This window comes from Sphingobium sp. PAMC28499 (assembly GCF_004795815.1).
Taxonomy (GTDB): Bacteria; Pseudomonadota; Alphaproteobacteria; order Sphingomonadales; family Sphingomonadaceae; genus Sphingobium; species Sphingobium yanoikuyae.
On record NZ_CP039248.1, the window covers coordinates 1,314,226 to 1,335,816 of the forward strand.

Here is a 21,591-nt window from a genome sequence, read left to right on the forward strand (position 1 = left end):
TGCGGCCCGCCTCTGCACGGCAGGTCCCTGCAAGGCGGGGCTATAGGCCTTTGAGACGATGAGTCCAGAAGAGGGTTGCGGTTCAGGACGCAAGCGGCCCGCTGGCAAAGGGAAAATTCTGCCACCAGGGCTGCATCTCGCGCAGCACGCGGGCAAAGCTGGGCCGCGCCTCCAGCCGGTTCAGATAGGCGCCCAGAACCGGATGGCCGGCGCGCAGCGGCACGATCCTGTCGGCATAGTATAGCGAGGGCGCCGCCGCGCAGTCGGCCAGCGACAGATGATCGCCCGCCGCCCAGCTCCGCCCGGCCAGCCGATCCTCCAGCACCGCATAGATGCTGCGCAGCGCCGCCACATTGGCCGCCACGCCATGGGGATCGCGCGCCTCCTCGGGGCGCAACCGGTCGGCGACCAGCGCCTGCATCGGCCCCATCACATAATTGTCGAACAAGCGGTCCATCAGCCGCACCTCGATCGCCGCATCGCCATCGACCGGGATCGGACGAAAGGTGCCGGGTTCGTGCCGGCCCAGATATTCGACGATGATGCTCGCCTCCGCGATCGTCGCGCCGCGCACGGGTCGTGCAGCACGGGGAATTTGCCGAGCGGCCAGAGCGCCTGCCATTCGGCCAGGGCCGCTTCATCCTCCAGGATGCGCGGGGTGAAGGGCGTGCCATTTTCGTAGAAGGCGATCAGCACCTTCCAGCAATAGGAGGAGAGGGGATGGTAATAGAGGATCATGCCTGCCTCCCGATCATCGGAGCCGTCCGGATTCGCCTGCCTTCCCATCACCATAGCGTATCGCGCGGTGATATGCAGGGGGACGATAAAGGCAGCGATTCAACAGATTGTGGTCGCGTCCGCGCCTCTGCCCCCATGTCATGATTTTGTCGCCGATCGCGCGACGCGCGCATTTGCGTGGCAAGGCAAATTTATTTTTTAATTTCATAGGCCCCCCTTGTCTTTTCCAAGGCCCTTGGAAGTCCGCGCGTCGCTGCGCTATGGGGTGGCGTGTCAGCGACGAAACGAATCCAGGCGTCGATGAACCGAGTCCCCGAACTGTCATTTACCCTCTTGCGTGTCGGCGGGGCTGTGGCACTATCTGTGGTATCGGGACCAAGGGGGTCACCCAATAGATTGTGATTGCATTGTCGGACCTGCTTCCGGCGATACGGGGCTTTTGTCCTTGCGATCGGATCGGTTGACCCCATTTCTGTCCCGGCCCGATCGGGTTCATGCTATGATGTCTGGGTGCGCCCCGGCATCGCTGGACCGAATCGAACGGAACAGGAACAATCGGGGGCTCGCATGGACTTTCGAGATAGTGAACAAGGTGGAAACGGCGACGTGGCGACGGTAATGGACGAGCGTATCGAGGATCTGGTGGACAAGGCCGAGCCCAAGGCTGCCAAGGGCAAGGCGACCGAGTCCGCGTCGTCCAAGATTCATGAGCGTCGCTTTCATGTCGTGACGGATTCGTCGCGCGATGCGCTGCTGACCGAATTCGGCAAGGACACGCTGAACGATCGCTATCTGCTGCCCGGCGAGAGCTATCAGGATCTGTTCGCCCGCGTCGCTGCCGCCTATTCGGACGATGCCGACCATGCGCAGCGCGTCTATGACTATATTTCCAAGCTCTGGTTCATGCCGGCAACGCCCGTGCTGTCGAACGGCGGCACCGGTCGGGGTCTCCCGATCAGCTGCTATCTGAACAGCGTCGACGACAGCCTGGAAGGCATCGTCAACACCTGGAACGAGAATGTCTGGCTCGCCTCGCGCGGCGGCGGCATCGGCACCTATTGGGGCAGCGTGCGCGGCATCGGTGAGCCGGTCGGCCTCAATGGCAAGACCAGCGGCATCATCCCCTTCGTCCGCGTGATGGATTCGCTGACCTTGGCGATCAGCCAGGGCTCGCTGCGTCGCGGCTCGGCCGCCTGCTATCTCGACGTCTCCCACCCGGAGATCGAGGAGTTCCTCGAAATCCGCAAGACGAGCGGCGACTTCAACCGCAAGGCGCTCAACCTGCACCATGGCGTGCTGCTGACCGACGAGTTCATGGAAGCGGTGCGCGACGGCAGTGATTTCAACCTGCGCAGCCCCAAGGACCAGTCGGTGCGCGGCACCGTCAATGCCCGCGCGCTGTTCCAGAAGCTGGTCGAGGTCCGCCTCGCCACCGGCGAACCCTATATCGTCTTCTCCGACACGGTGAACCGGATGATGCCCAAGCATCACCGCGACCTGGGACTCAAGGTCTCGACGTCGAACCTCTGCTCGGAAATCACCCTGCCGACGGGTCGCGACCATCTCGGCCAGGATCGCACGGCGGTCTGCTGTCTCTCCTCGATGAACCTGGAAACCTGGGATCAGTGGAAGGATCATCCGACCTTCGCGGAAGACATCATGCGCTTCCTCGACAATGTGCTGCAGGACTATATCGACCGCGCCCCGCCGGAAATGGCCCGCGCCAAATATAGCGCCAGCCGCGAACGCTCGGTGGGCCTGGGCGTCATGGGCTTCCACAGCTTCCTGCAGGCACGCGGCATCCCGTTCGAAGGCGCCATGGCCAAGTCGTGGAACCTGCGCATCTTCAAGCATATCAATGCCAAGGTGAACGAGGCGTCGATGATGCTGGCGCAGGAGCGCGGGCCGTGCCCCGACGCCGCCGACCAGGGCGTGATGGAGCGCTTTTCCTGCAAGATGGCGATCGCGCCGACCGCGTCGATTTCGATCATCTGCGGCGGCACCTCGGCCTGTATCGAACCGATCCCGGCGAACATCTACACCCACAAGACGCTCTCGGGCAGCTTCGCGGTGAAGAATCCCTATCTGGAAAAGCTGCTGGTCGAAAAGGCCAAGGATTCGAGCGCCGTATGGAACTCGATCCTGGAACGCGGCGGCTCGGTCCAGCATCTCGACTTCCTGACCCAGGAAGAAAAGGATGTGTACAAGACCAGCTTCGAGATCGACCAGCGCTGGCTGCTCGAACTGGCCGCCGATCGCACCCCCTATATCGACCAGGCCCAGTCGCTGAACCTGTTCATCCCGGCCGATGTCGAGAAGTGGGATCTGCTGATGCTTCACTTCCGCGCCTGGGAACTGGGCATCAAGTCGCTCTATTATCTGCGCTCCAAGTCGGTGCAGCGCGCTGGCTTTGCCGGTGGCGTGGAAGCGGACAACACGATCGACGCCCCCAAGTTCGAGATCGGCGAGACCACCGACTATGACGAGTGCCTCGCCTGCCAGTGACTTGAATCCCTCTCCCATCGGGAGAGGGAGGGAGCCGCGTAGCGGCGGAAGGGTGAGGGTGATGACGAGCCGCCGCCATTATGAAGGTCTTCCTTCCGGTGCCCTCGACAAAGCCAAGGCCCTCCGCCGCAATGCTCCAGAAGCGGAAAAGCGCCTCTGGACCGCATTGCGCGACAAGCTGCCCGGCGTGAAATTCCGCCGTCAGGTGCCATATGGTCCCTACGTCGCGGACTTTCTCTGCTTTGCTGGTAAGCTGATTGTCGAAGTTGACGGCGCGACCCACGCGGAAAGTATCGAACAGGACGCCGCCCGCACCCGCTATTTCGAAGCGCAGGGTTATCACGTCCTGCGTTTCTGGAACCATGAAGTCATGGAAAATACCGGAGGCGTCGTAGCGGTCATCGCGGCGCGTCTCTCGCCCTCACCCTCCCACGCCTGACGGCGCGGGCCCCTCCCTCTCCCGATGGGAGAGGGGAAGAAAAGATTTCGCGGAGTAACCCATATGCCTCTTCTCCAAGCCTCCAAGGTCTACAAGCCCTTCGAATATCCCTGGGCCTATGAATTTTGGAAGCGCCAGCAGCAGCTCCACTGGCTGCCCGAGGAAGTGCCTCTGGGCGAGGATTGCCGTGACTGGGCGCAGAAGCTCAGCGACCATGAGCGCAACCTGCTGACCCAGATTTTCCGCTTCTTCACCCAGGCCGACGTGGAAGTGCAGGATTGCTACCACGAGAAATATGGCCGCGTGTTCAAGCCGACCGAGATCAAGATGATGCTGACCGCGTTCAGCAACATGGAAACGGTCCATATCGCCGCCTACTCGCATCTGCTCGACACGATCGGCATGCCCGAAAGCGAATATTCGGCCTTCCTCCAATATAAGGAGATGAAGGACAAGCATGACTATCTCGCCCAGTTCGGCGTCGACACGGACGAGGATATCGCCAAGACGCTGGCGATGTTCGGCGGCTTCACCGAAGGCCTCCAGCTCTTCGCCTCCTTCGCGATGCTGATGAACTTCCCGCGCTTCAACAAGATGAAGGGCATGGGCCAGATCGTCACCTGGTCGGTCCGCGACGAAACCCTGCATTGCGAGGGCATCATCAAGCTGTTCCACAGCTTCGTGAAGGAGCGCGACTGCCTGACCGCGTCGGTCAAGGACGACATCATGGACATGTGCCAGAAGACCGTCCGGATCGAGGACGCCTTCGTCGACCTCGTCTTCGAAATGGGGCCGGTCCCCGGCATGACGCCCAAGGACATCAAGAAATATGTCCGCTACATCGCCGACTGGCGCCTGGGCCAGTTGGGCCTCAAGCCCATCTACATGATCGACGAGCATCCGCTGCCTTGGCTGACGCCGCTGCTCAACGGCGTGGAGCATGCCAATTTCTTCGAAACCCGCGCGACCGAATATTCCAAGGGCGCGACCCGCGGCCAGTGGAACGACGTCTGGGACGCGTTCGACCGCCGCAAGAAGCTCAAGGGCGCCGAAGCGGCCAATGTCGACGAAAGCGATCCGGACATGTTCAAGGCCGCCGGCATCGCGGCGGAATAAGATCAAGGCGCGACGCGCCATGCGCGTCGCGCCATGCGCGTCGCGCTGTGATCAAGCCCGCGCGGCGCTGGAGCGTTTCAAGCTGCTGATGCGTTAGCATAACGGCAGCTTGCAAAGGGCTTTCGACCTGTTCGAGGGGAGGGGAGGCGCGGGGAGCGCCTCCCCTTTTTTGCGCCGCTGCAGCCCTCCGCATCGCGTCCATAACGGACCAGTCTCGCGCCGGAATGGCGATGCCCTGGGCTATGGTCCGGTCATGACCAGCCCCGTCGATCCCCCATCCCCGCCATTCTACGTCTTCGTCTGCAATGTCTGCGGCAGCGATCAGGTCACACGGGAAGCCTGGGCGGCCTGGGACGTTGCGACCCAGGCCTGGATCCTCAACACGGCCTTCGACTTTGCCTATTGCCATCGTTGCCTGGGCTATGCGCAGCTCGACCGGCTGCTGCTGACCAGCCCGCCACCAGGCTTGCCGTCCCGCGCCCCGGCCTTCCCGCCGGCGCCGGGCTGATCGATGTGGCGGGCGTGACGCTTCCTTAACCGCCGCCATGCCAGACCGGTCGCCATGTTCGGCGTCCGACTCCGCTCCCTCTTCACCAGCCGCTGGATGGCGCTGCTCTGGGCGATATTGGTGCTGCTGAGCGCGATCCAGTTCGTGGGCAGCGATGGCGGCGATCGGGCCGGTGCGGATCAAGCCGCGACTGCGGCGCTGGACGGTCTCGACAACAGCCAGCGCGCCATCATCGCCAACACGCTCTGAAAGGCACGGGGCGGGCGTCGCGGGCGCGCTGTCCTATTTCTTCCCGCCGGCCTATATTGCCGTCCGGCGTCGGGCCTGTCTCTGACGATCACTTGTTCCAAAATGACAAGGGTTGGAAATTAAATGTCAGAATGTGCGGGAAGTATGCGAAGTTAAGCGCAGCATTTCCTACAATATCGACCACCATCTTCGTCTTTGTTCCGTTCGTGCAACATTTGTTCAGCTGCTACGTTCTAGCTTGCCTCGGTCAACAGGAATCGAAAAGGGACTGGACCATGCATCGCTTTGCCAGAAGCATGATTGCCGCGCTTTCACTGGGCACCATAGCGTTGACCGCCATGCCCGCCGCCGCCCAGCACGGCCAGGGTCATGGCCGACCCGGCGGGTCGTCATCGGGCCATGGCGGCCCCGGCGGTCCGGGCGCACAACGGCCCCCCAGCCATGGCGGCAATCATGCCCAGCGTCCGCCCCAGCCCGGCCGGCCGGGGGCAGGCCGCCCGCCCCAGCCGGGCCGGCCCGGCAATGGTCGTCCGCCCCAATATGGCCGTCCCGGCAACCATCGCCCGCCGCCGCCCCGTGGCAACTATCGCCGGCCCGGACCGCCGGTTTACGGCTATGACTGGAACCGGCCGGATCCGCGCTATGGCGGCCGCTATCGCCCCGACCGCTATTATCGCGGCGGCTATGCGCCGATCCGGGTCGACCGCAGCATGCGCATCTATCGCGGCTATGACGACCGCTATTATTGCCGCCGTTCGGACGGCACCACCGGCCTCATCATCGGCGGCGCGATCGGCGCGCTGATCGGCGGCCAGCTCGATCGCGGCTATTCCAACACGGCGGGCATATTGATCGGCGGCGGCGCCGGCGCGCTGCTCGGCCGCGAGATCGACCGCGGCAGCCTCAGCTGCCGCTGATCGGAAAAGGGGGCTAGGACGCCCCCTTTTTCAGCACCAGGGGTGGCGGCGCCCGTCCCAGGTCCGGGCCAGCCCTTCGTCCACCAGCTGCTGGCCGATCGACTGGCCATCACGCGTCACGATCCGCAGCGCTCGGCCATATTTGTCGGTCGCCCGCCCGTCGATCTCCAGCGAGAAGGGGCCGGCGTTCATCAATTGCTGCAACCGGCTGGTCGCCCGCGCGCCCAGCGCGCCTTCCTCCGGGCAGCGCGGCCCATGGGTTTCGGGCGTGTCGATGTCGGCGATCCGATATTTCTCGCCCCGGAACCAGAAAGTGTCGCCATCGACGACGCAATTGGTCCCGCCGCCGCTATGGCAATAGCCGAAATCGGCCGATAGCTGGTCGGCGCTGGCGCTTGACGGTGTCATGCCGGTCGACGCCGTCGGCATCGCGATCTCGGGCGCCAGCCGCGCCCACCAGTCGGGCGCCTGCCAGCCGATCATCATCCCCAGCGCCAGCACCAATCCCAGTGTCTTGCCGCTGAAGCCACTGCGCTGAGGCGCGGGGCGACGAAAGCGCGCCTGTCCGGCACGCGCCGCCTCCCGGCGCCAAAGTGTGTCGATGCGGTCGGGGGTGAATCGGTCGGGGCGTCTGGACATGGCGCGCCCCTAGCAGGTTCAGGAAAAACAGAGGGTTAAATCTGATCCGGCTTGTCGCCATTTCGGGGCGAACCGGCGTTTGATCGGGATCAATGTGGGAAGCGCAGGGGATGCGCAGGGTGCGCCGGCCTCAGCCCATGGAGATTGCCGCATGAACGCCGCCGCGCCGCCCAGCCCCTATGTCCGCATCGGCGGCGAACCGGTCGTCCGCGCCATCGCGAACCGCTTCTATGACCTGCTGGAAAGCGACCCGGCCTATGCGCAGTTGCGTGCCATCCATGCCGCCGACCTCTCCGTCGTGCGCCACGGCCTCACCCGCTTCCTGTGCGGCTGGCTGGGCGGCCCGCGCGACTGGTTTCAGCGTGGCACCTGCATCATGTCGCTGCACCGCGCTTTCCCGATCACGCCGCAACTGGCCGATCAATGGGCGACCGCGGCCGCCTGCGCGATCGCCATGCAGGAGGATCTCGACACCGACATCGCCGACGCCATGGCGGAAGCGCTCGGCCATATGGCGCGCGGCATGATCAATTTCGGCCTCGCGCCGGCACAGGCGCACCCCGCCTAGCGGCTAGTCGTCATCCTCGTTGAGGATTTCGTCCTCCTCGCCATCATCCTCGTCGTCCATCCGCGGCTCGCCGTCGAACGCGCCCTCGTCGATCCAGCCGGACCGGTCCATCTCGTTCATCTTGTCGACCAGGTCGGGGACATCGTCGGGGATGATCTGCGCCGGGTTGGGCCGCCCGCCATGCTCGCTCTCTTCGCTCAGGTCGCTGGTCCGGCCCAGCGCATCGTCGGCGACGTCGTTCGCCTGGGTGCCGGCGTCGGCCTGTTCGCTATTCTCCTCACTCTCGTCGGGGAAGGGGCGATTGTCGGACATCGTCATGGCGCGTCTCCTTGCAGGGGCATGTCCCCCTCCAACGATCACCCCATTTTCCCGTTCCGCGCAAGCGCGCCCGGAAACGCACTGGACAGCGCGGAACCAAGGCGGCAAAGGCCGATGCGATCCTTTTCGCCCCGATCCTTTTCGCATCGCAACAGGAATCCCTCCATGTCCCGCCAGCTCATTTCCTCCGGCTCGCCCTTCGAGGCGCAGGTCGGCTATTCGCGCGCCGTCGTCCAGGGCGACTGGTGCTTCGTCGCCGGCACCACCGGCACCGATCCCGAAACCAAGATCATGCCCGACAGCGTGGTCGATCAGGGCGTGAATGCGCTCAAGGTGATCGGCAAGGCGCTCGAAGACGCCGGCTTCTCCTTTGCCGATGTCGTGCGCGTCACCTATTATATCACCGACCCTGCCTATTGGGACGATCTGGGCAAGGCCACCGCGCCCATCTTTGGCGAGATCCGTCCGGCCGCCAGCTGCGTCGTCGCTGGCCTCATCAAGCCGGAGATGAAGATCGAAATCGAAGTCACCGCCTTCAAAGGGTAACGCCCTTGTAAAGAAAATCTGGGACCAACCATCATGATTACCATGTACGGCATCAAGAATTGCGACACGATCAAGAAGGCCCGCAACTGGCTGGATAATGAGCGCGTCGCCTATAATTTCCACGACTATAAGGTCGCCGGCGTCGACAAGGAAAAGCTGGAGGAATGGGTGATGGAACATGGTTGGGAAACCATCCTCAACCGCTCCGGCACCACCTTCAAGGCGCTCGACGCGGGGGACAAGGCGCATATCGACGCGGACAAGGCGATCCTGCTGATGATCACCAACCCCTCGATGATCAAGCGCCCGATCCTCGACACCGGCAAGGGCACGGTCGTCGGTTTCAAGGCGACGACCTATGAAAATGCGCTGAAAGGCGTGATGGCGTGATCGGACGGGGGCTGCTGGGCATCGGGGCATTGCTGATGATGGGCCTGCTCCCCCTTTCCGCCGTCCGGGCCGCCGACCCGCTGATCATCGCGCATCGCGGTGCCAGCGGCGAGCGGCCCGAACATACGCTCGCCAGCTATGAACGGGCGATCGACCAGGGCGCCGACTATATCGAGCCCGATCTCGTCCTGACCAGGGATGGCGTGCTGGTCGCCCGGCATGAGAATGAGATTGGCGGCACCACCGACGTTGCTGACCATCCCGAATTTGCCGATCGCAAGACGACGAAGACGATCGACGGCATCGCAATGACCGGCTGGTTCACCGAGGATTTCACCCTCGCCGAACTGCGCACGCTGCGGGCGCGCGAACGTCTGCCTGATCTGCGCCCGGCCAATGTCCGCTTCAACGACCTTTATCTCATCCCGACCTTCGAGGAGATATTGAAGCTGGTCCGCGCCAAGGAGGCGGAGCAGCATCGCCGCATCGGCCTCTATCCCGAAACCAAGCATCCCAGCTATTTCGCCGGTATCGGCCTGCCGCACCAGCAGGCGCTGCTCGATCTGCTCGGCAAATATGGCTACACCAATGCCGACGATCCGGTCTTCATCCAGTCGTTCGAGGTCGGCAATCTGAAGGCCCTGCACGAAGCGACCCGGCTGCGCCTCATCCAACTGGTCGATGCGGAGGGTGGCCCCGCCGACGAACCCGGCACCAGCTATGCCGACATGATGAGCGTCTCCGGGCTGGAGGCGATTGCTGGCTATGCCACCGGCCTCGGCCCGTCCGCCGCCATGGTGTTGGCACCCGAAGGGGCGACCGCGCTGGTCGGCCGCGCCCATGATGCCGGGCTTCAGGTCCATATCTGGACGCTGCGGATGGAAAACAGCTTCCTGCCCGACCAGTATAAGCGACCGGACGATCCGCAGGGGCGGGGCGACTTTGCCGGCTATGTCCAGGCGATCGCCGCGACCGGCGTCGACGGCATTTTCAGCGATTTCCCCAGGCAGGCGCGCGACGCTCTGAGCAGCACGCAGCCCTGATCGGCAACATCGCATAAATTAAAGCGGATTTTCCCTTCTCTACCCTGCGGCTCGACTTGCCAAAGCCGGGCCGCAGGCGAATAACGAACAGACCATGCTGTCCCAGAAGACCCGTTACGCCATCCGCGCGCTCCAGCATCTTGCCGACCGCTATCGCCAGGGGCCCGTGCCCCTCAACGAGATTGCGACGCGCCAGAATATCCCGGCGAAATTCCTGACGGTGATCCTGTCCGAATTGTCGCGCGAAGGGCTGGTGGCGACCCAGCGCGGCCGCGATGGCGGCTATTGGCTGGCACTGGCGCCGGTCGACATCAGCTATGGCGACATCGTCCGCCTGACCCGCGGCTCGCTCGCGCTGACCCCGTGCGCCAGCCGCTTCGCCCATGAAAGCTGCACCAACTGCCTGCCCGAAAGCGAATGCCGCCTGCACCGGGTGATGCTGCGCGTCCGCGACGAAACCGCCAAGGTGCTCGACAGCATCAGCCTCGCCGAACCCTTCGCGGCCGAAGGGCTAGGGTAGGGCGAGGGTGCCGTTTTAAAACATGCCTGAATTCTTGGGGGAGATGAAAGTGCGGCCGCAATCCATCATCAATTTCGAGCGCCTGATGTTCGGCACATTCGTGCTCGGGCTCGTTCAATCCTATCTGGGTTGGGACCGTGCGACCCAAATGGCGTCGGCTGGTTTCGTCCTCACCGTCCAGGCCCTGACGTTCGGATTGATGATCGCACTCGTGCTGTTCGTGTCCCGCCGTCGCAGCAAGATAGCCATGTGGATTTTGATCGTCATGTTCCTGATCGGGCTGCCATTCTTCTTCAAGATGATTTCGCAAGGTGCGTTACTGGGGGCGGTCTGGATTGGTATCGCCCAGACGCTGGGGCAGTTTGTTGCCTATGGATTGTTGTTCACGGCCTCTGCACGCAATTGGTTGAAGGGCATTGAGCCTGGCTATGGGCAGTAAAGGCTGATTGCGGACGCCCTTGCGCTCGCCCCGCCGCTTCGCCACATCGACAGCATGACCACGCCGCCGCTCAAAGCCGCCCTGATCCCCGTCACCCCGCTGCAGCAGAACTGCACCCTCTTCTGGTGTACGGAAACGATGCGCGGCGCCTTTGTCGATCCGGGTGGCGACCTGCCAGTGCTGAAGAAGGCGGCGGCGCAGCATGGCGTCACGATCGAAAAGATTCTCGTCACCCATGGCCATATCGACCATTGCGGCCAGGCCGGCGTGCTGGCCCGCGACCTCGATGTCCCGATCGAGGGGCCGCATGAGGAGGATCGCTTCTGGATCGACCGCCTGCCGCAGGATGGCGAACGCTGGGGCATTCCGGGCGAGAGCTTTGAGCCGGATCGCTGGCTGGTCGATGGCGACCAGGTGACGGTCGGCAATCTGACCTTCGACGTCTATCATTGCCCTGGCCACACGCCGGGCCATGTCGTCTTCCACCATGCGCCGAGCCAGCTCGCGATCGTGGGCGACGTGCTGTTCAAGGGCTCGATCGGCCGCACCGATTTCCCGCGCGGCAATCATCAGGACTTGATCGACGCGATCACCGGCAAGCTCTGGCCGCTCGGCGGCCAGACCGCCTTCGTCCCCGGCCATGGCGAGATGAGCAATTTCGCCTATGAACGGCGCACCAATCCCTATGTGGCCGATTCCGTTCTCGGTTAAACGCGGGCCATCGCTGGCGGGGCGGGCACGGCGCGAGTCGCGCCATAGGCGACATAGAGCGCCGCCACCGCCAGGCCGAGCATCACGATCCAGGTCAGCAGCGCGCCGCCCGCGCGCCACACCGTCGGCTTGTCGGCGTCCATGCCAAAGCCATGGGCGATTCGCGCCAGCGCATAGATCATCGCCCCGATCCACAGCCACAGCGGCGCGCCGATCGCCATTTCGATCAGGCCGAAGAGAATCAGCACGATCGGCGTATATTCAATGAAATTGGCGTGCGCCCGCATCCGTCGGGCCAGCAACATATTCCCCGAGTCGCCGTGCAGAAGCTTCGCGCCCACGCGGATTCGCGCGCAGCGCACCGCCAGCCAGAAATTGATGAGCGCACAGGCCGCAGCCAGTGTAAGCGTGATCGGCAACAACATGGGCATCCCCCTATTCGACGGGCCGCCACCATAGGCGCGGCGGGCCGGCGGGCAAGGAAGGACTTGCACCATCTGCAAAAACGGCTATAGGCGCAGGGCTTCGCGATCAACCGGGCCGCATGGTCTGCGGCACCCGTGCCGTCGGCGTCTCATTTGGAAACCGGCCAGTCGCATAACCAGATTTAATTACGGAAACAGGTGCCGACATGGCTGTCCCCAAAAGGAAAACTTCCCCGTCCAAGCGTGGCATGCGTCGCAGCCACGATTCGCTGCGCGTCGAAGCATTCCAGGAATGCTCGAACTGCGGTGAACTGAAGCGTCCCCACAATCTGTGCGACGCGTGCGGCCATTATAACGGCCGCGAAGTCATCGCCGTCGGGGCGTAAGACTTTTTCGATCTCCGCAAAGGGGTGATCTCAGTGTCCAGCCAACCGCGAATCGCAATTGACGCGATGGGCGGGGATGAAGGCGTGCGAGTGATGATGGCAGGCGTTGCGCTTGCCCGTCGCCGGCACGAAGGACTCCGCTTCACCCTTTTCGGCGACGAGACCCGGATCAAGGCGGCTCTCGACAACCACCCCAATTTGCGGGCGGCGTCGGAAGTCGTGCATTCCGACACGATCGTCGAGGGCACGGACAAGCCCAGCGTCGCGATTCGCAAGAAGAGCAGCTCGATGAGCATGGCGATCAACGCCGTGAAATCGGGTGATGCCGGTGCGGCGGTTTCCGCCGGCAATACCGGTGCGCTCATGGCGATGGCGAAGCTGGCGCTGCGCACCATGCCCGGTGTCGATCGGCCTGCGCTGGCAGCGATGCTGCCGACCCTTGGCGACAATGATGTCGTCATGCTCGACCTTGGTGCCAATACCGAGTGCGATGCGCGCAACCTCGTCCAGTTCGCGGTGATGGGTGCGGCCTATGCCCGTATCGCCCTCGATCTGGAGCGGCCGCGCGTGCGCCTGCTCAACATCGGCACCGAAGAGCTCAAGGGCACGGACGAGATCCGTGACGCCGCCGCCGTGCTGCGCGCCGCCGATACCCTGCCATTCTCGTTCGACGGCTTTACCGAAGGCGACAAGATCGGCCGCGGCGAAACCGACGTGATCGTGTGCGACGGCTTTTCGGGCAATGTCGCGCTCAAGACGGCCGAGGGCACTGCCCGCTTCGTCGCCGACCTGCTGCGCCGCGCCTTCTCCAGCTCGCTGCGGTCCAAGATCGGCTTCCTGATCTCGAAGCCGGCGATGCACCTGCTCAAGCATCATCTCGATCCCAACAATCATAATGGCGCCGTCTTCCTCGGCCTCAACGGGGTCGTGGTGAAAAGCCATGGCAGCGCCGATGCCAAGGGCGTAGCCAATGCGGTGCATGTCGCCGCGCGCCTGCTGGAAGAGGATATCACGCGACGCATCGCCGCCGACATGGCCGGGGTGCAGGATCTGTCCGCCGTCGCGTCCAAATTGGAGCTGCCCGTCAAGTGATGCGTCGATCCGTTCTCCTGGGCACGGGCTCGGCCCTGCCCGCACGCGTCGTCACCAATGCGGAACTGGCGCAGACCGTCGACACCAGCGACGAATGGATCGTCGAGCGGACCGGCATCCGCACCCGCTACATCGCTGGCGAGGGCGAGACCACGACCACGCTGGCGACCAACGCCGCGAAGCGCGCGCTGGAGGCCGCCGGCCTCGCCGCGCAGGATATCGATCTCATCATCCTGGCGACCGCGACCCCGGACCAGACCTTCCCCGCCAGCGCCACGCTGGTGCAGGCCGCCCTCGGCATCGATGACTGCGTCGCTTTCGACGTCGCCGCTGTCTGCTCGGGCTTCCTCTATGCGATGACGGTCGCCGATTCGATGATCCGCTCGGGCGCGGCGCAGCGCGCGCTGGTGATCGGCGCGGAAACCTTCAGCCGCATTCTCGATTGGGAAGATCGCGCCACCTGCGTGCTGTTCGGCGATGGCGCCGGCGCCGTCGTGCTCGGCGCGGAGGAAAGCGCGGACGGCCAGCGTGGCATCCTCGCCGCCAAGCTGCATGCCGATGGCCGCCACAACCAGCTTCTCTACGTCGATGGCGGTCCTTCGACCACCCAGACGGTGGGCAAGGTCCGCATGAAGGGGCAGGAAGTCTTCCGCCATGCGGTGGTGAATCTTGCCACGGTTCTGAAGGAAGTGATGGCGATGGCGGAGATGACGCCCGCCGACATCGACTGGCTGGTGCCGCACCAGGCCAATGCCCGGATTCTCGACGCGACCGCGCGCAAGCTCAAACTGTCCCCGGACAAGGTCGTCGTCACCGTCGACCAGCATGCCAACACCTCGGCCGCCTCGGTGCCGCTGGCACTGGACGCCGCGACCCGTGATGGCCGGATCAAGGCCGGCGATCTGATCGTGCTGGAAGCGATGGGCGGTGGCTTCACCTGGGGCGCCTGCGTCCTGCGGGTCTGATACGGCGGCGAAACGATCGCCCCTACGTATCTGACCTGCTTGCCGAATCACCCAACATGCATCACATTTGTGTCGCATTCATTTGCCCCGGCAGATGATGCAGGGGGGCACATTGGGGATTTGCGATGACCGGCACTGGCACACTGACCCGCGCTGATCTGGCGGAGAGCGTCAATCGTCACATTGGCTTGTCCCGCGCGGAAGCGGCGGCACTGGTCGAATCGATCCTGGAACATATGTCGACTGCGCTGGAGCGCGGCGAAAATGTGAAAATTTCGAGTTTCGGTACCTTCGTCCTGCGCGACAAGAATGAGCGCATGGGGCGCAACCCGAAGACCGGGATCGAGGTGCCGATCGAGCCGCGCCGGGTGCTCACATTCCGCGCGAGCCAGACGATGCGGGACCGGGTTGCCTCGACCTGAGGCAATTCGGTCAGCTTTTGTAATATTGGCGTATATTTACCGTAGTTGACCTTTACGGGACTATGGGTGCAACATTGCGCCCATGGAAAAGGCCGAGGGCGCATTTCTGACCATCAGCGAACTGGCGACAGAGCTGGGTCTTGCCCAACATATTTTGCGCTATTGGGAAACCCGCTTTCCGCAATTGCGTCCGCTCCAGCGATCGGGCAACCGGCGCTACTATCGTCCTGCCGATGTGGCGCTGGCACGGCGCATCAACCAGTTGCTCAATGTCGAGGGCTTCACGGTCAAGGGCGCGCAGAAGGCGCTGGCCGATGGCACGGACGATATAGCGATCGATCCGCTGCCCGCCGCGACGCCGGAACCGGACCTGATCGCCCGGCTCGAAGCCATCCGGGCCGATCTGGCGCGCGCCTTGGGCCGCTGATCCCGCTCAGAGCGTCCGGGCATAGACAAGGTCGCGGAACGGCACGTCCCCGACCATGAAGGTCAGTTCGCCGATCTCGACAAAGTCATGCCGGGCATAGAAGCGCCGCGCCCGATCATTCTGTGGATAGACGGCCAGCAGCAGCCGGCGCGCGCCGCGTCGCCGGGCCTCCGCCAACACCAGCGCCATCAGCGCGTCGCCATTGCCGCCACCCTGCCACCCGCTTAGCAGATAGATGCGCTTGAGTTCGACATCCGTCCGGTCGTCAGTCGGCACCGGCAGGTCGGGCGGGGTGATCAGCGCATAGCCGACCGGCGCGCCCAATGGCGTCTCGCCGATCAGGATCGTCTGGGCCGGATCGGCGAGGGCTGCACGATAATAGTTCTCACCATGCGCCTGGCGGATATGGGTGACCAGCGCCTCGCCGGGATGGTCATGGGCAAAGCTGGCCAGGAAGGTGGCGCCGCCCAAGATCGCCAATGCGGCGGCGTCGGAGGCGACAGCCAGCCGCCAGTGAATCGGCGTGGTCAAGCTCAGCGCGATCCCGGACCCAGGGCCGGGTCCAGGTCGCGGGGGCGGGTGAAGCTCAGCAATGTGCCGCACTTGTCCGTCGTCGCGTCCCACTGGTCGATGGCGAGATCCATCACCGCGATGCTGGCGGTCGGGAATTTGATCTCCACATCCTCGCGCAGCGGATTGGCGCCATCATCGGGGACCAGGCTCAGGATCAGTTCCTCGAAACCGGGATTATGGCCCGCCATCAGCACGCTGTCCGCCTCGTCCGGCAAATCGCGCAGCACGTCGATCAGGGTCGGGGCAGAGGCCAGATAGATGCGTCGGTCCCAGCGCGCGTCCAGCGTTTCGCCATAGCCGGTGAAGAAGGTATCGAGCGTCTGCACGACGCGGGCAGCGGGGGAGGCGACCAGCAGGTCGAACCGCATATCCTTGCGCGCGGCGAACTGGCCCATCAACAGCGCGGCCTTTTCCCCCCGGCGGTTGAGCGGCCGGTCGAAATCCCGCGCGACCGGATCGTCCCAATCGGACTTGGCATGGCGCAACAGGGTCAACCGCTTCATTCTCGCTCCAGCTCCTCGCGCCTTGTCGCGGCGGGTATCTCCGGCCGACTCGCAAAAACGCAGAAAACAAAGGCGCCATGCCCTGTCGGGTCACCGCATGCCGGGTTCGCTTCCCTGATGCCCTAACGTTGTTCGGTCGCCAAGACCAGCGTCCTGCATGTCCCGCGCCTGCATCTTTGCGCTGACGGCGATGATCGCCTCGTCCAGCGTCAGCCGGCGGATCGGCGTGCCGGGCGGGAAGGCGCTCAGCAGCCGGCTCGGCATGGCGGCGGACAGGATCACGAAACTGCCCTTGTCTTCGGCGCGTCGGATCAGCCGGCCGAACGCCTGCGCCAGACGTGCGCGGATCAGCCGGTCGTCATAGGCGCTGCCACCCCCCGCCAGGCGGCGGGCGGCATGTAGCACGGTCGGCTTGGACCAGGGCACGCCCTCCATCACCACCAGCCGCAGCGAATGACCGGGCACATCGACTCCATCGCGCAGCGCGTCGGTGCCCAGCAGCGAAGCACGCGGATCGTCGCGGAAGATATCGACCAATGTGCCGGTATCCATCGGATCGACATGTTGCGCATAGAGCGGCAGGCCGGCGCGGGCGAGCCGGTCGGCGATGCGCGCATGTACGGCCCGCAACCGCCGGATCGCGGTGAACAGGCCCAGCGTGCCGCCACCCGATGCCTCGATCAGCCGGGCATAGGCGCCCGACATGGCGGCGATGTCGCCGCGCTTGATGTCGGTGACGATCAGCACTTCGGCCCGACCGGGATAGTCGAACGGGCTGGCCGCCTCGAACCGCTCGGCGCTGTGCGGCAAATGGGTGACGCCGCTGCGGGCTTCGGCATTGGACCAGTCGCCGCCGCCCTTCAGCGTGGCGGAGGTGACGATCACCCCCTGCGCGGGTTGCAGCACCGCCTCGGCCAGCGGCCGGGTCGGGTCGAGCCAGTGGCGGTGCAGGCCGATATCATATTCGCGCCCCTCGACCCGGTCGACGGTCATCCAGTCGACGAAATCGGGATCGGCCGGGCCGCCGATCCGCGCCAGCAGCGCCAGCCAGGCGCTGATCAGGTCGCGGCGCCAGCCGAGCGATCCGATCGCCCCTTCGATCCGCGCCCGCGCCGCGCCGTCGAGCCAATCGGGGGCATCCTCCAGCACCGCTTCCAGCCGCTTGGACAGGCGGACAAGCGGCTTCAGCAGCGCATCGAGCGCGATCGCCGCTTCCTGTGCCGCCTCAACCAGCGGTCCATCGGGTTCGGCCAGTTCGGTTTCCAGCCCATAGCCGGCATCCGCCTCGCCACTGTCGGCGGCACGCGCGAAGACGGTGCCGCGCACCGTGGCGAGCAGTTCCTCCAGCGGACCGAAAGGCTCACCTGCCACGATTCGCTTCAGCCAGTCGTCGGCCGGCAAAGCGCGCGCAGCTTCGACCGCGGTGCGGATCGCCTCGCCGCCTTCCTCGTCATAGCTGGCAAGGTCGGACAGGCGCGCGGCCAGGCCCCGGCGGCGACCGCGCGATCCGCCTTCCGGTCCCATCACCCAGCGCCGCAGTTCGATCGCCTCCTGCCCCGATAGCGCAACCGAAAAGGTCGAATCGGCGGCGTCGAACAGGTGATGGCCCTCGTCGAAGACGATGCGCTGCGGGCGTTGCCCGGTCTCACGGCCGCGCGCGGCGTTGATCATCACCAGCGCATGATTGGCGATGACGATGTCTGCCTCGGCCGAAGCCCGCGCCGACCGTTCGATGAAGCATTTCCGATAATGGGGGCAACCGGCATAGATGCACTCGCCGCGCCGGTCGGTCAGCGCGGTGGAGCCGTTGCGGCGGAACAGGATGGGCAGCCAGCCGGGCAGGTCGCCGCCCACCATGTCGCCATCCTTGGAGAAGGCGGCCCAGCGCGCGACCAGTTGCGCCAATATGGCGGCGCGGCCGGCAAAGCCGCCCTGCAGCGCATCTTCCAGATTGAGCAGGCAGAGATAATTTTCCCGCCCCTTGCGCACCACCACGCGTCGCGCGGCGGTCGCCGGATCGGGGAACAGGCGCAGCGATTCCCGGTCGAGCTGGCGTTGCAGCGCCTTGGTATAGGTGGATATCCACACCGTGCCCTGCGCCTGCGCCGCCCAGAGCGAGGCGGGAGCGAGATAGCCCAGCGTCTTGCCGATGCCGGTGCCGGCTTCCGCCAGCAACATATTGGGCTGGTCGCGATGGCTGCGCGGGCGAAAGGCCTCCATTGCGGCGGCGGCATAGGCGCGCTGGCCGGGGCGGGGTTCGGCGCTCGGTCCGGTCAGGCTGTCAAGCCGCGCCAGCACGGCCTCCTCCTCCATCGCCACGGTGCGCGGGGCAGGGCGGGGCGCGGCCTCTTCCCATTCGGGCAGCTTGGAAAAGAGCCAGCGTTCCGCCTCGGCCGGGCGGCTGATGCGCGGCGCGACCAGCGGCGACCAGGGCCAGCGCAGCCGGTGCAGCGCCTGCGCCGCGGTCCAGCCGCCTTCTCTTTCTTTCCATTCCGGGGAATCGAGCCGGTCGAGCAGGGCCCGCGCCGCCATCTGCAACAGGGCCGGGATATCGCCTTCCTGTGCCGGTTGCGGCAGGTCCAGCGCCTCGGCCAGCCCCTTGGGCGTGGGCACCAGGAAGCGGGCTGGATGGACGAAGGCCCAGAGTTCCAGCAGGTCGAGGCCGTTGAGATCGGGATAGCCCAGCCGCTGGCCGGTCAGCGGTGCATTGAGCAGCAGCGTCGGCGTCTCGGCGGTGCGGGCAATGGCCTGCCCCTTGGCGACGCCCATGGTGCGGCTGCCTTCGCGCAGCCAGATGCCGCCATGGCTGGCATGGAGGGCGGGCAGGGCAGCAGGATCGATCACCTGCCCGGCTTAGGGCAAGGCGAACAAAAGGGAAACCGAAATGCGCCGATCAATTGGTCCGGCGGCCAAAACCCATGGGGCCGGAATAGGTGAAGGCGGGCGCAGCCGGTCGGGGCTGGAACGCCACCGGCGCGCGGCGGGCCAGGCGCGCCATTTCCAGCTGTTCGAACAACGGCCCTTCGGTCAGGATATAGGGGAAGCGGATGCCCATCCGGTCCTCTTCCGACCAGCGCACCGTGCCGAACACGCTATAGCCATCAATATCCAGCTGACACTGGCTTCCGGTCGGCAGCGAACAGCCGACGACCTGCGCGCCGCCCGCGCTCAGATCGACGATCGTTCCTTCCAGGCTGTCGAGCACGGTCGTGATGGTGATCGCGATGTCGACGGGAATCCGTTCGCGGCTGCGGGGTGTCTGCATGGGAGCCTCCATATGACCAGACCATGGAGGAACAGGGTGAACAAAATCTAAATATGAAGCCCGGTTTAACGCGTTTTTGCCTCCAAAAGCCGTTCCCTTTCGCCCTTCGCGGCGGTAGGGGCTTTGGCATCATGACCATATCCGACATTCTCCGCACCGCCGCGAACGCGTCCAAGGCCTGGCCCTATGAGGAGGCGCGCAAGCTTCTCAAGCGTTACCCCAATGGCGCGCCGGAGAAAGGCCATATCCTGTTCGAGACCGGCTATGGCCCGTCGGGCCTGCCGCATATCGGCACCTTCAACGAAGTGCTGCGCACCACCATGGTCCGCAATGCCTTCCACGCGCTGTCGGACATCCCGACCCGGCTGGTGGCGTTCAGCGACGATCTGGACGGTTTCCGCAAGGTGCCCGACAATGTCCCCAATCAGGCGATGCTGGCCGACTATCTGGGCAAGCCGCTGACCCAGGTGCCCGATCCGTTCGAGAAATATGAAAGCTTCGCGCATCACAATAATGCGATGCTGCGCGAATTTCTCGACAGCTTCGGTTTCGACTATGAATTCGTGTCCGCGACCGAGCAATATCGGGCCGGCGCCTTCGACGAAGCGCTGCGCCAGGTGCTGCGTCGCTATCAGGCGATCATGGACATCATGCTGCCGACCCTGCGCAAGGAACGGCAGGCGACCTATTCGCCGGTGCTGCCGATCAGCCCCAAGAGCGGCATCGTGTTGCAGGTGCCGGTCGAGGTGGTCGACGCCGAGGCCGGTATCGTCCGCTTCGTCGACGAAGGCGAGACGATCGAACAGTCGATCCTGGGCGGCGGCGCCAAGCTGCAGTGGAAGGTCGACTGGGCGATGCGCTGGTATGCGCTGGGCGTCGACTATGAAATGGCGGGCAAGGATCTGATCGATTCGGTCACCCAGTCGTCGAAAATCTGTCGCGCGCTCGGCGGCCGCCCGCCCGAGGGCTTCAACTACGAGATGTTCCTCGACGAAAAGGGCGAGAAGATCTCCAAGTCCAAGGGCAATGGCCTCAGCCTCGAACAATGGCTGACCTATGGTCCGCAGGAAAGCCTGGCCTTCTACGCCTATCGCGAGCCGAAGAAGGCGAAGCAACTGCACATGGGCGTGATCCCGCGCGCGGTCGACGAATATTGGCAGTTCCGCGGCAATTATCCCAAGCAGGCGATCGAGCAGCAGCTCGGCAATCCGGTCCATCATATCCATGATGGCAAGCTGCCGCAGGGCGAGCTGCCGGTGACCTTCGGCCTGCTGCTGAATCTGGTCGGCGTGATGGGCGATGCCAGCCGCGAACAGGTGTGGAGCTATCTCCAGAATTATGTGCCCGGCGCCAGCGCGGAAACCTATCCCGAACTCGACGCGCTGATCGGCCATGCGCTTGCCTATCATCGCGATTTCGTCGCGCCGACGCTCCAGCGCCGGGCACCGCACGCGAACGAAGCTGCCGCATTGCGCCAGCTGGATGTAGAACTGGCTGCCTTGCCGGCCGATGCCAGCGCGGAGGATATTCAGAATATCGTCTATGCCATCGGCAAGGAAGAAGCCTTTGGCTTCGCCGAGCTGCGCGACTGGTTCAAGGCGCTCTACCAGACGCTGCTGGGCGCCGATCAGGGGCCGCGCATGGGCAGCTTCATCGCGCTCTATGGCATCGACAACAGCCGCAAGCTGATTGCGCAGGCGCTCGCCGCCTGATCGGAAAGAAGCGGGGGAACCATCGCGCGCGAGGGGCGTTTCGCGAACGGTCCACCCCCCTTTCGGACTGATGGCGTGCCTGGCACGGCATCGGCCGCGCCCGCCCGGAAACGGGGGGCGCGGCCAAGGGGGTAAAGAAAGGCCCCGGACATCGCTGTCCGGGGCCTTTTCTGTT

General features: G+C 64.6%; 26 protein-coding genes and 1 pseudogene. 19 read left to right on the plus strand and 8 right to left on the minus strand.

Going from position 1 to position 21,591, the window contains the following annotated elements; genetic code table 11:
• Positions 1–82 precede the first annotated feature (82 nt).
• Positions 83–738: pseudogene (locus tag E5554_RS06325) on the minus strand (glutathione S-transferase family protein).
• A 618-nt stretch (positions 739–1,356) separates the two neighbouring features.
• Between E5554_RS06325 and E5554_RS06330 the strand changes: the two are divergent.
• From E5554_RS06330 to E5554_RS06355, 6 genes are all read left to right on the plus strand, one after another.
• The gene (locus E5554_RS06330) at positions 1,357–3,243 is read left to right on the plus strand and encodes a ribonucleoside-diphosphate reductase subunit alpha (RefSeq protein WP_010336832.1); all 1,887 of its coding nucleotides are present in this window, start codon (positions 1,357–1,359) and stop codon (positions 3,241–3,243) included.
• A gap of 61 nt (positions 3,244–3,304) precedes the next feature.
• Complete coding sequence (locus E5554_RS06335) at positions 3,305–3,682, plus strand: DUF559 domain-containing protein (protein WP_136186290.1); 378 nt, start codon at positions 3,305–3,307, stop codon at positions 3,680–3,682.
• A gap of 63 nt (positions 3,683–3,745) precedes the next feature.
• Positions 3,746–4,798 carry a ribonucleotide-diphosphate reductase subunit beta gene (locus tag E5554_RS06340; RefSeq protein ID WP_004209931.1) on the plus strand — a complete coding sequence of 351 codons (1,053 nt, stop codon included), beginning with the start codon at positions 3,746–3,748 and terminating at the stop codon, positions 4,796–4,798.
• Positions 4,799–5,051: 253 nt separating this feature from the next.
• Complete coding sequence (locus tag E5554_RS06345) at positions 5,052–5,306, plus strand: hypothetical protein (RefSeq protein WP_010336834.1); 255 nt, start codon at positions 5,052–5,054, stop codon at positions 5,304–5,306.
• A 54-nt stretch (positions 5,307–5,360) separates the two neighbouring features.
• Entirely contained in the window at positions 5,361–5,555 is a 195-nt protein-coding gene (locus E5554_RS06350; RefSeq protein ID WP_136186291.1) for a hypothetical protein, read from the plus strand.
• Between the two features lie 275 nt (positions 5,556–5,830).
• Positions 5,831–6,472, plus strand: a complete 642-nt coding sequence (locus E5554_RS06355; protein WP_136186292.1) for a glycine zipper 2TM domain-containing protein — start codon at positions 5,831–5,833, stop codon at positions 6,470–6,472.
• A gap of 30 nt (positions 6,473–6,502) precedes the next feature.
• On the opposite strand, the gene E5554_RS06360 is transcribed toward E5554_RS06355, so the two are convergent.
• Positions 6,503–7,111, minus strand: a complete 609-nt coding sequence (locus E5554_RS06360) for a thermonuclease family protein (protein ID WP_136186293.1) — start codon at positions 7,109–7,111, stop codon at positions 6,503–6,505.
• A 151-nt stretch (positions 7,112–7,262) separates the two neighbouring features.
• Here E5554_RS06360 and E5554_RS06365 point away from each other — a divergent pair, with 151 nt between their 5' ends.
• On the plus strand, positions 7,263–7,679 hold the full coding sequence (locus tag E5554_RS06365) for a globin (RefSeq protein WP_136186294.1): 417 nt from the start codon (positions 7,263–7,265) through the stop codon (positions 7,677–7,679).
• 3 nt (positions 7,680–7,682) lie between these two features.
• Here E5554_RS06365 and E5554_RS06370 read toward each other — a convergent pair whose 3' ends face one another.
• On the minus strand, positions 7,683–7,997 hold the full coding sequence (locus E5554_RS06370; protein ID WP_004209937.1) for a hypothetical protein: 315 nt from the start codon (positions 7,995–7,997) through the stop codon (positions 7,683–7,685).
• Between the two features lie 165 nt (positions 7,998–8,162).
• On the opposite strand from E5554_RS06370, the gene E5554_RS06375 reads away from it, so the two are divergent.
• The 6 genes from E5554_RS06375 to E5554_RS06400 all read left to right on the plus strand — a co-directional run bounded on the left by E5554_RS06375 (position 8,163) and on the right by E5554_RS06400 (position 11,646).
• On the plus strand, positions 8,163–8,543 hold the full coding sequence (locus E5554_RS06375) for a RidA family protein (RefSeq protein WP_007711207.1): 381 nt from the start codon (positions 8,163–8,165) through the stop codon (positions 8,541–8,543).
• A gap of 33 nt (positions 8,544–8,576) precedes the next feature.
• Positions 8,577–8,933: an ArsC family reductase gene (locus E5554_RS06380; protein ID WP_004209945.1), complete on the plus strand. Its 357-nt coding sequence runs from the start codon at positions 8,577–8,579 to the stop codon at positions 8,931–8,933.
• On the plus strand, positions 8,930–9,976 hold the full coding sequence (locus E5554_RS06385) for a glycerophosphodiester phosphodiesterase (RefSeq protein WP_069335716.1): 1,047 nt from the start codon (positions 8,930–8,932) through the stop codon (positions 9,974–9,976). The genes E5554_RS06380 and E5554_RS06385 overlap by 4 nt, the downstream gene beginning before the upstream one ends.
• A 94-nt stretch (positions 9,977–10,070) precedes the next feature.
• Positions 10,071–10,496 (plus strand): Rrf2 family transcriptional regulator, encoded by a 426-nt coding sequence (locus tag E5554_RS06390; protein ID WP_004209947.1) that lies wholly within the window; start codon positions 10,071–10,073, stop codon positions 10,494–10,496.
• A gap of 22 nt (positions 10,497–10,518) precedes the next feature.
• Positions 10,519–10,935, plus strand: a complete 417-nt coding sequence (locus E5554_RS06395; protein WP_136186295.1) for a hypothetical protein — start codon at positions 10,519–10,521, stop codon at positions 10,933–10,935.
• 54 nt (positions 10,936–10,989) lie between these two features.
• Complete coding sequence (locus E5554_RS06400) at positions 10,990–11,646, plus strand: MBL fold metallo-hydrolase (protein WP_017499112.1); 657 nt, start codon at positions 10,990–10,992, stop codon at positions 11,644–11,646.
• Here E5554_RS06400 and E5554_RS06405 read toward each other — a convergent pair.
• Positions 11,643–12,071, minus strand: a complete 429-nt coding sequence (locus tag E5554_RS06405) for an MAPEG family protein (RefSeq protein WP_026108754.1) — start codon at positions 12,069–12,071, stop codon at positions 11,643–11,645. The genes E5554_RS06400 and E5554_RS06405 overlap by 4 nt on opposite strands.
• 206 nt (positions 12,072–12,277) lie before the next feature.
• Between E5554_RS06405 and rpmF the strand changes: the two genes are divergently transcribed.
• The 5 genes from rpmF (at position 12,278) to E5554_RS06430 (ending at position 15,363) form a co-directional block, all read left to right on the plus strand.
• Entirely contained in the window at positions 12,278–12,457 is a 180-nt protein-coding gene (gene rpmF, locus E5554_RS06410) for a 50S ribosomal protein L32 (RefSeq protein ID WP_004209950.1), read from the plus strand.
• Between the two features lie 66 nt (positions 12,458–12,523).
• Positions 12,524–13,549 (plus strand): phosphate acyltransferase PlsX, encoded by a 1,026-nt coding sequence (plsX, locus tag E5554_RS06415; protein WP_010336845.1) that lies wholly within the window; start codon positions 12,524–12,526, stop codon positions 13,547–13,549.
• Positions 13,546–14,514, plus strand: a complete 969-nt coding sequence (locus tag E5554_RS06420) for a beta-ketoacyl-ACP synthase III (RefSeq protein WP_136186296.1) — start codon at positions 13,546–13,548, stop codon at positions 14,512–14,514. Before plsX ends, E5554_RS06420 begins: the two co-directional genes overlap by 4 nt.
• Before the next feature lie 125 nt (positions 14,515–14,639).
• Positions 14,640–14,936 carry an integration host factor subunit alpha gene (gene ihfA / locus E5554_RS06425; RefSeq protein ID WP_004209953.1) on the plus strand — a complete coding sequence of 99 codons (297 nt, stop codon included), beginning with the start codon at positions 14,640–14,642 and terminating at the stop codon, positions 14,934–14,936.
• Positions 14,937–15,018: 82 nt separating this feature from the next.
• The gene (locus E5554_RS06430) at positions 15,019–15,363 is read left to right on the plus strand and encodes a MerR family transcriptional regulator (protein WP_136186297.1); all 345 of its coding nucleotides are present in this window, start codon (positions 15,019–15,021) and stop codon (positions 15,361–15,363) included.
• 6 nt (positions 15,364–15,369) lie between these two features.
• Here the strand turns inward: E5554_RS06430 and E5554_RS06435 are convergent, their stop codons facing one another.
• From E5554_RS06435 to E5554_RS06450, 4 genes are all read right to left on the minus strand, one after another.
• Positions 15,370–15,894 carry a GNAT family N-acetyltransferase gene (locus E5554_RS06435; protein ID WP_136186298.1) on the minus strand — a complete coding sequence of 175 codons (525 nt, stop codon included), beginning with the start codon at positions 15,892–15,894 and terminating at the stop codon, positions 15,370–15,372.
• Between the two features lie 2 nt (positions 15,895–15,896).
• The gene (locus E5554_RS06440; RefSeq protein WP_017499105.1) at positions 15,897–16,439 is read right to left on the minus strand and encodes a histidine phosphatase family protein; all 543 of its coding nucleotides are present in this window, start codon (positions 16,437–16,439) and stop codon (positions 15,897–15,899) included.
• Positions 16,440–16,529: 90 nt separating this feature from the next.
• A complete protein-coding gene (locus tag E5554_RS06445; protein ID WP_136186299.1) occupies positions 16,530–19,283 on the minus strand; it encodes an ATP-dependent DNA helicase in 2,754 nt (917 codons plus the stop codon).
• 49 nt (positions 19,284–19,332) lie between these two features.
• Positions 19,333–19,704 (minus strand): PilZ domain-containing protein, encoded by a 372-nt coding sequence (locus E5554_RS06450; RefSeq protein ID WP_004209958.1) that lies wholly within the window; start codon positions 19,702–19,704, stop codon positions 19,333–19,335.
• A gap of 131 nt (positions 19,705–19,835) precedes the next feature.
• On the opposite strand from E5554_RS06450, the gene E5554_RS06455 reads away from it, so the two are divergent.
• Positions 19,836–21,416 (plus strand): lysine--tRNA ligase, encoded by a 1,581-nt coding sequence (locus E5554_RS06455; protein ID WP_136186300.1) that lies wholly within the window; start codon positions 19,836–19,838, stop codon positions 21,414–21,416.
• The last annotated feature ends 175 nt before the right edge of the window (positions 21,417–21,591 follow it).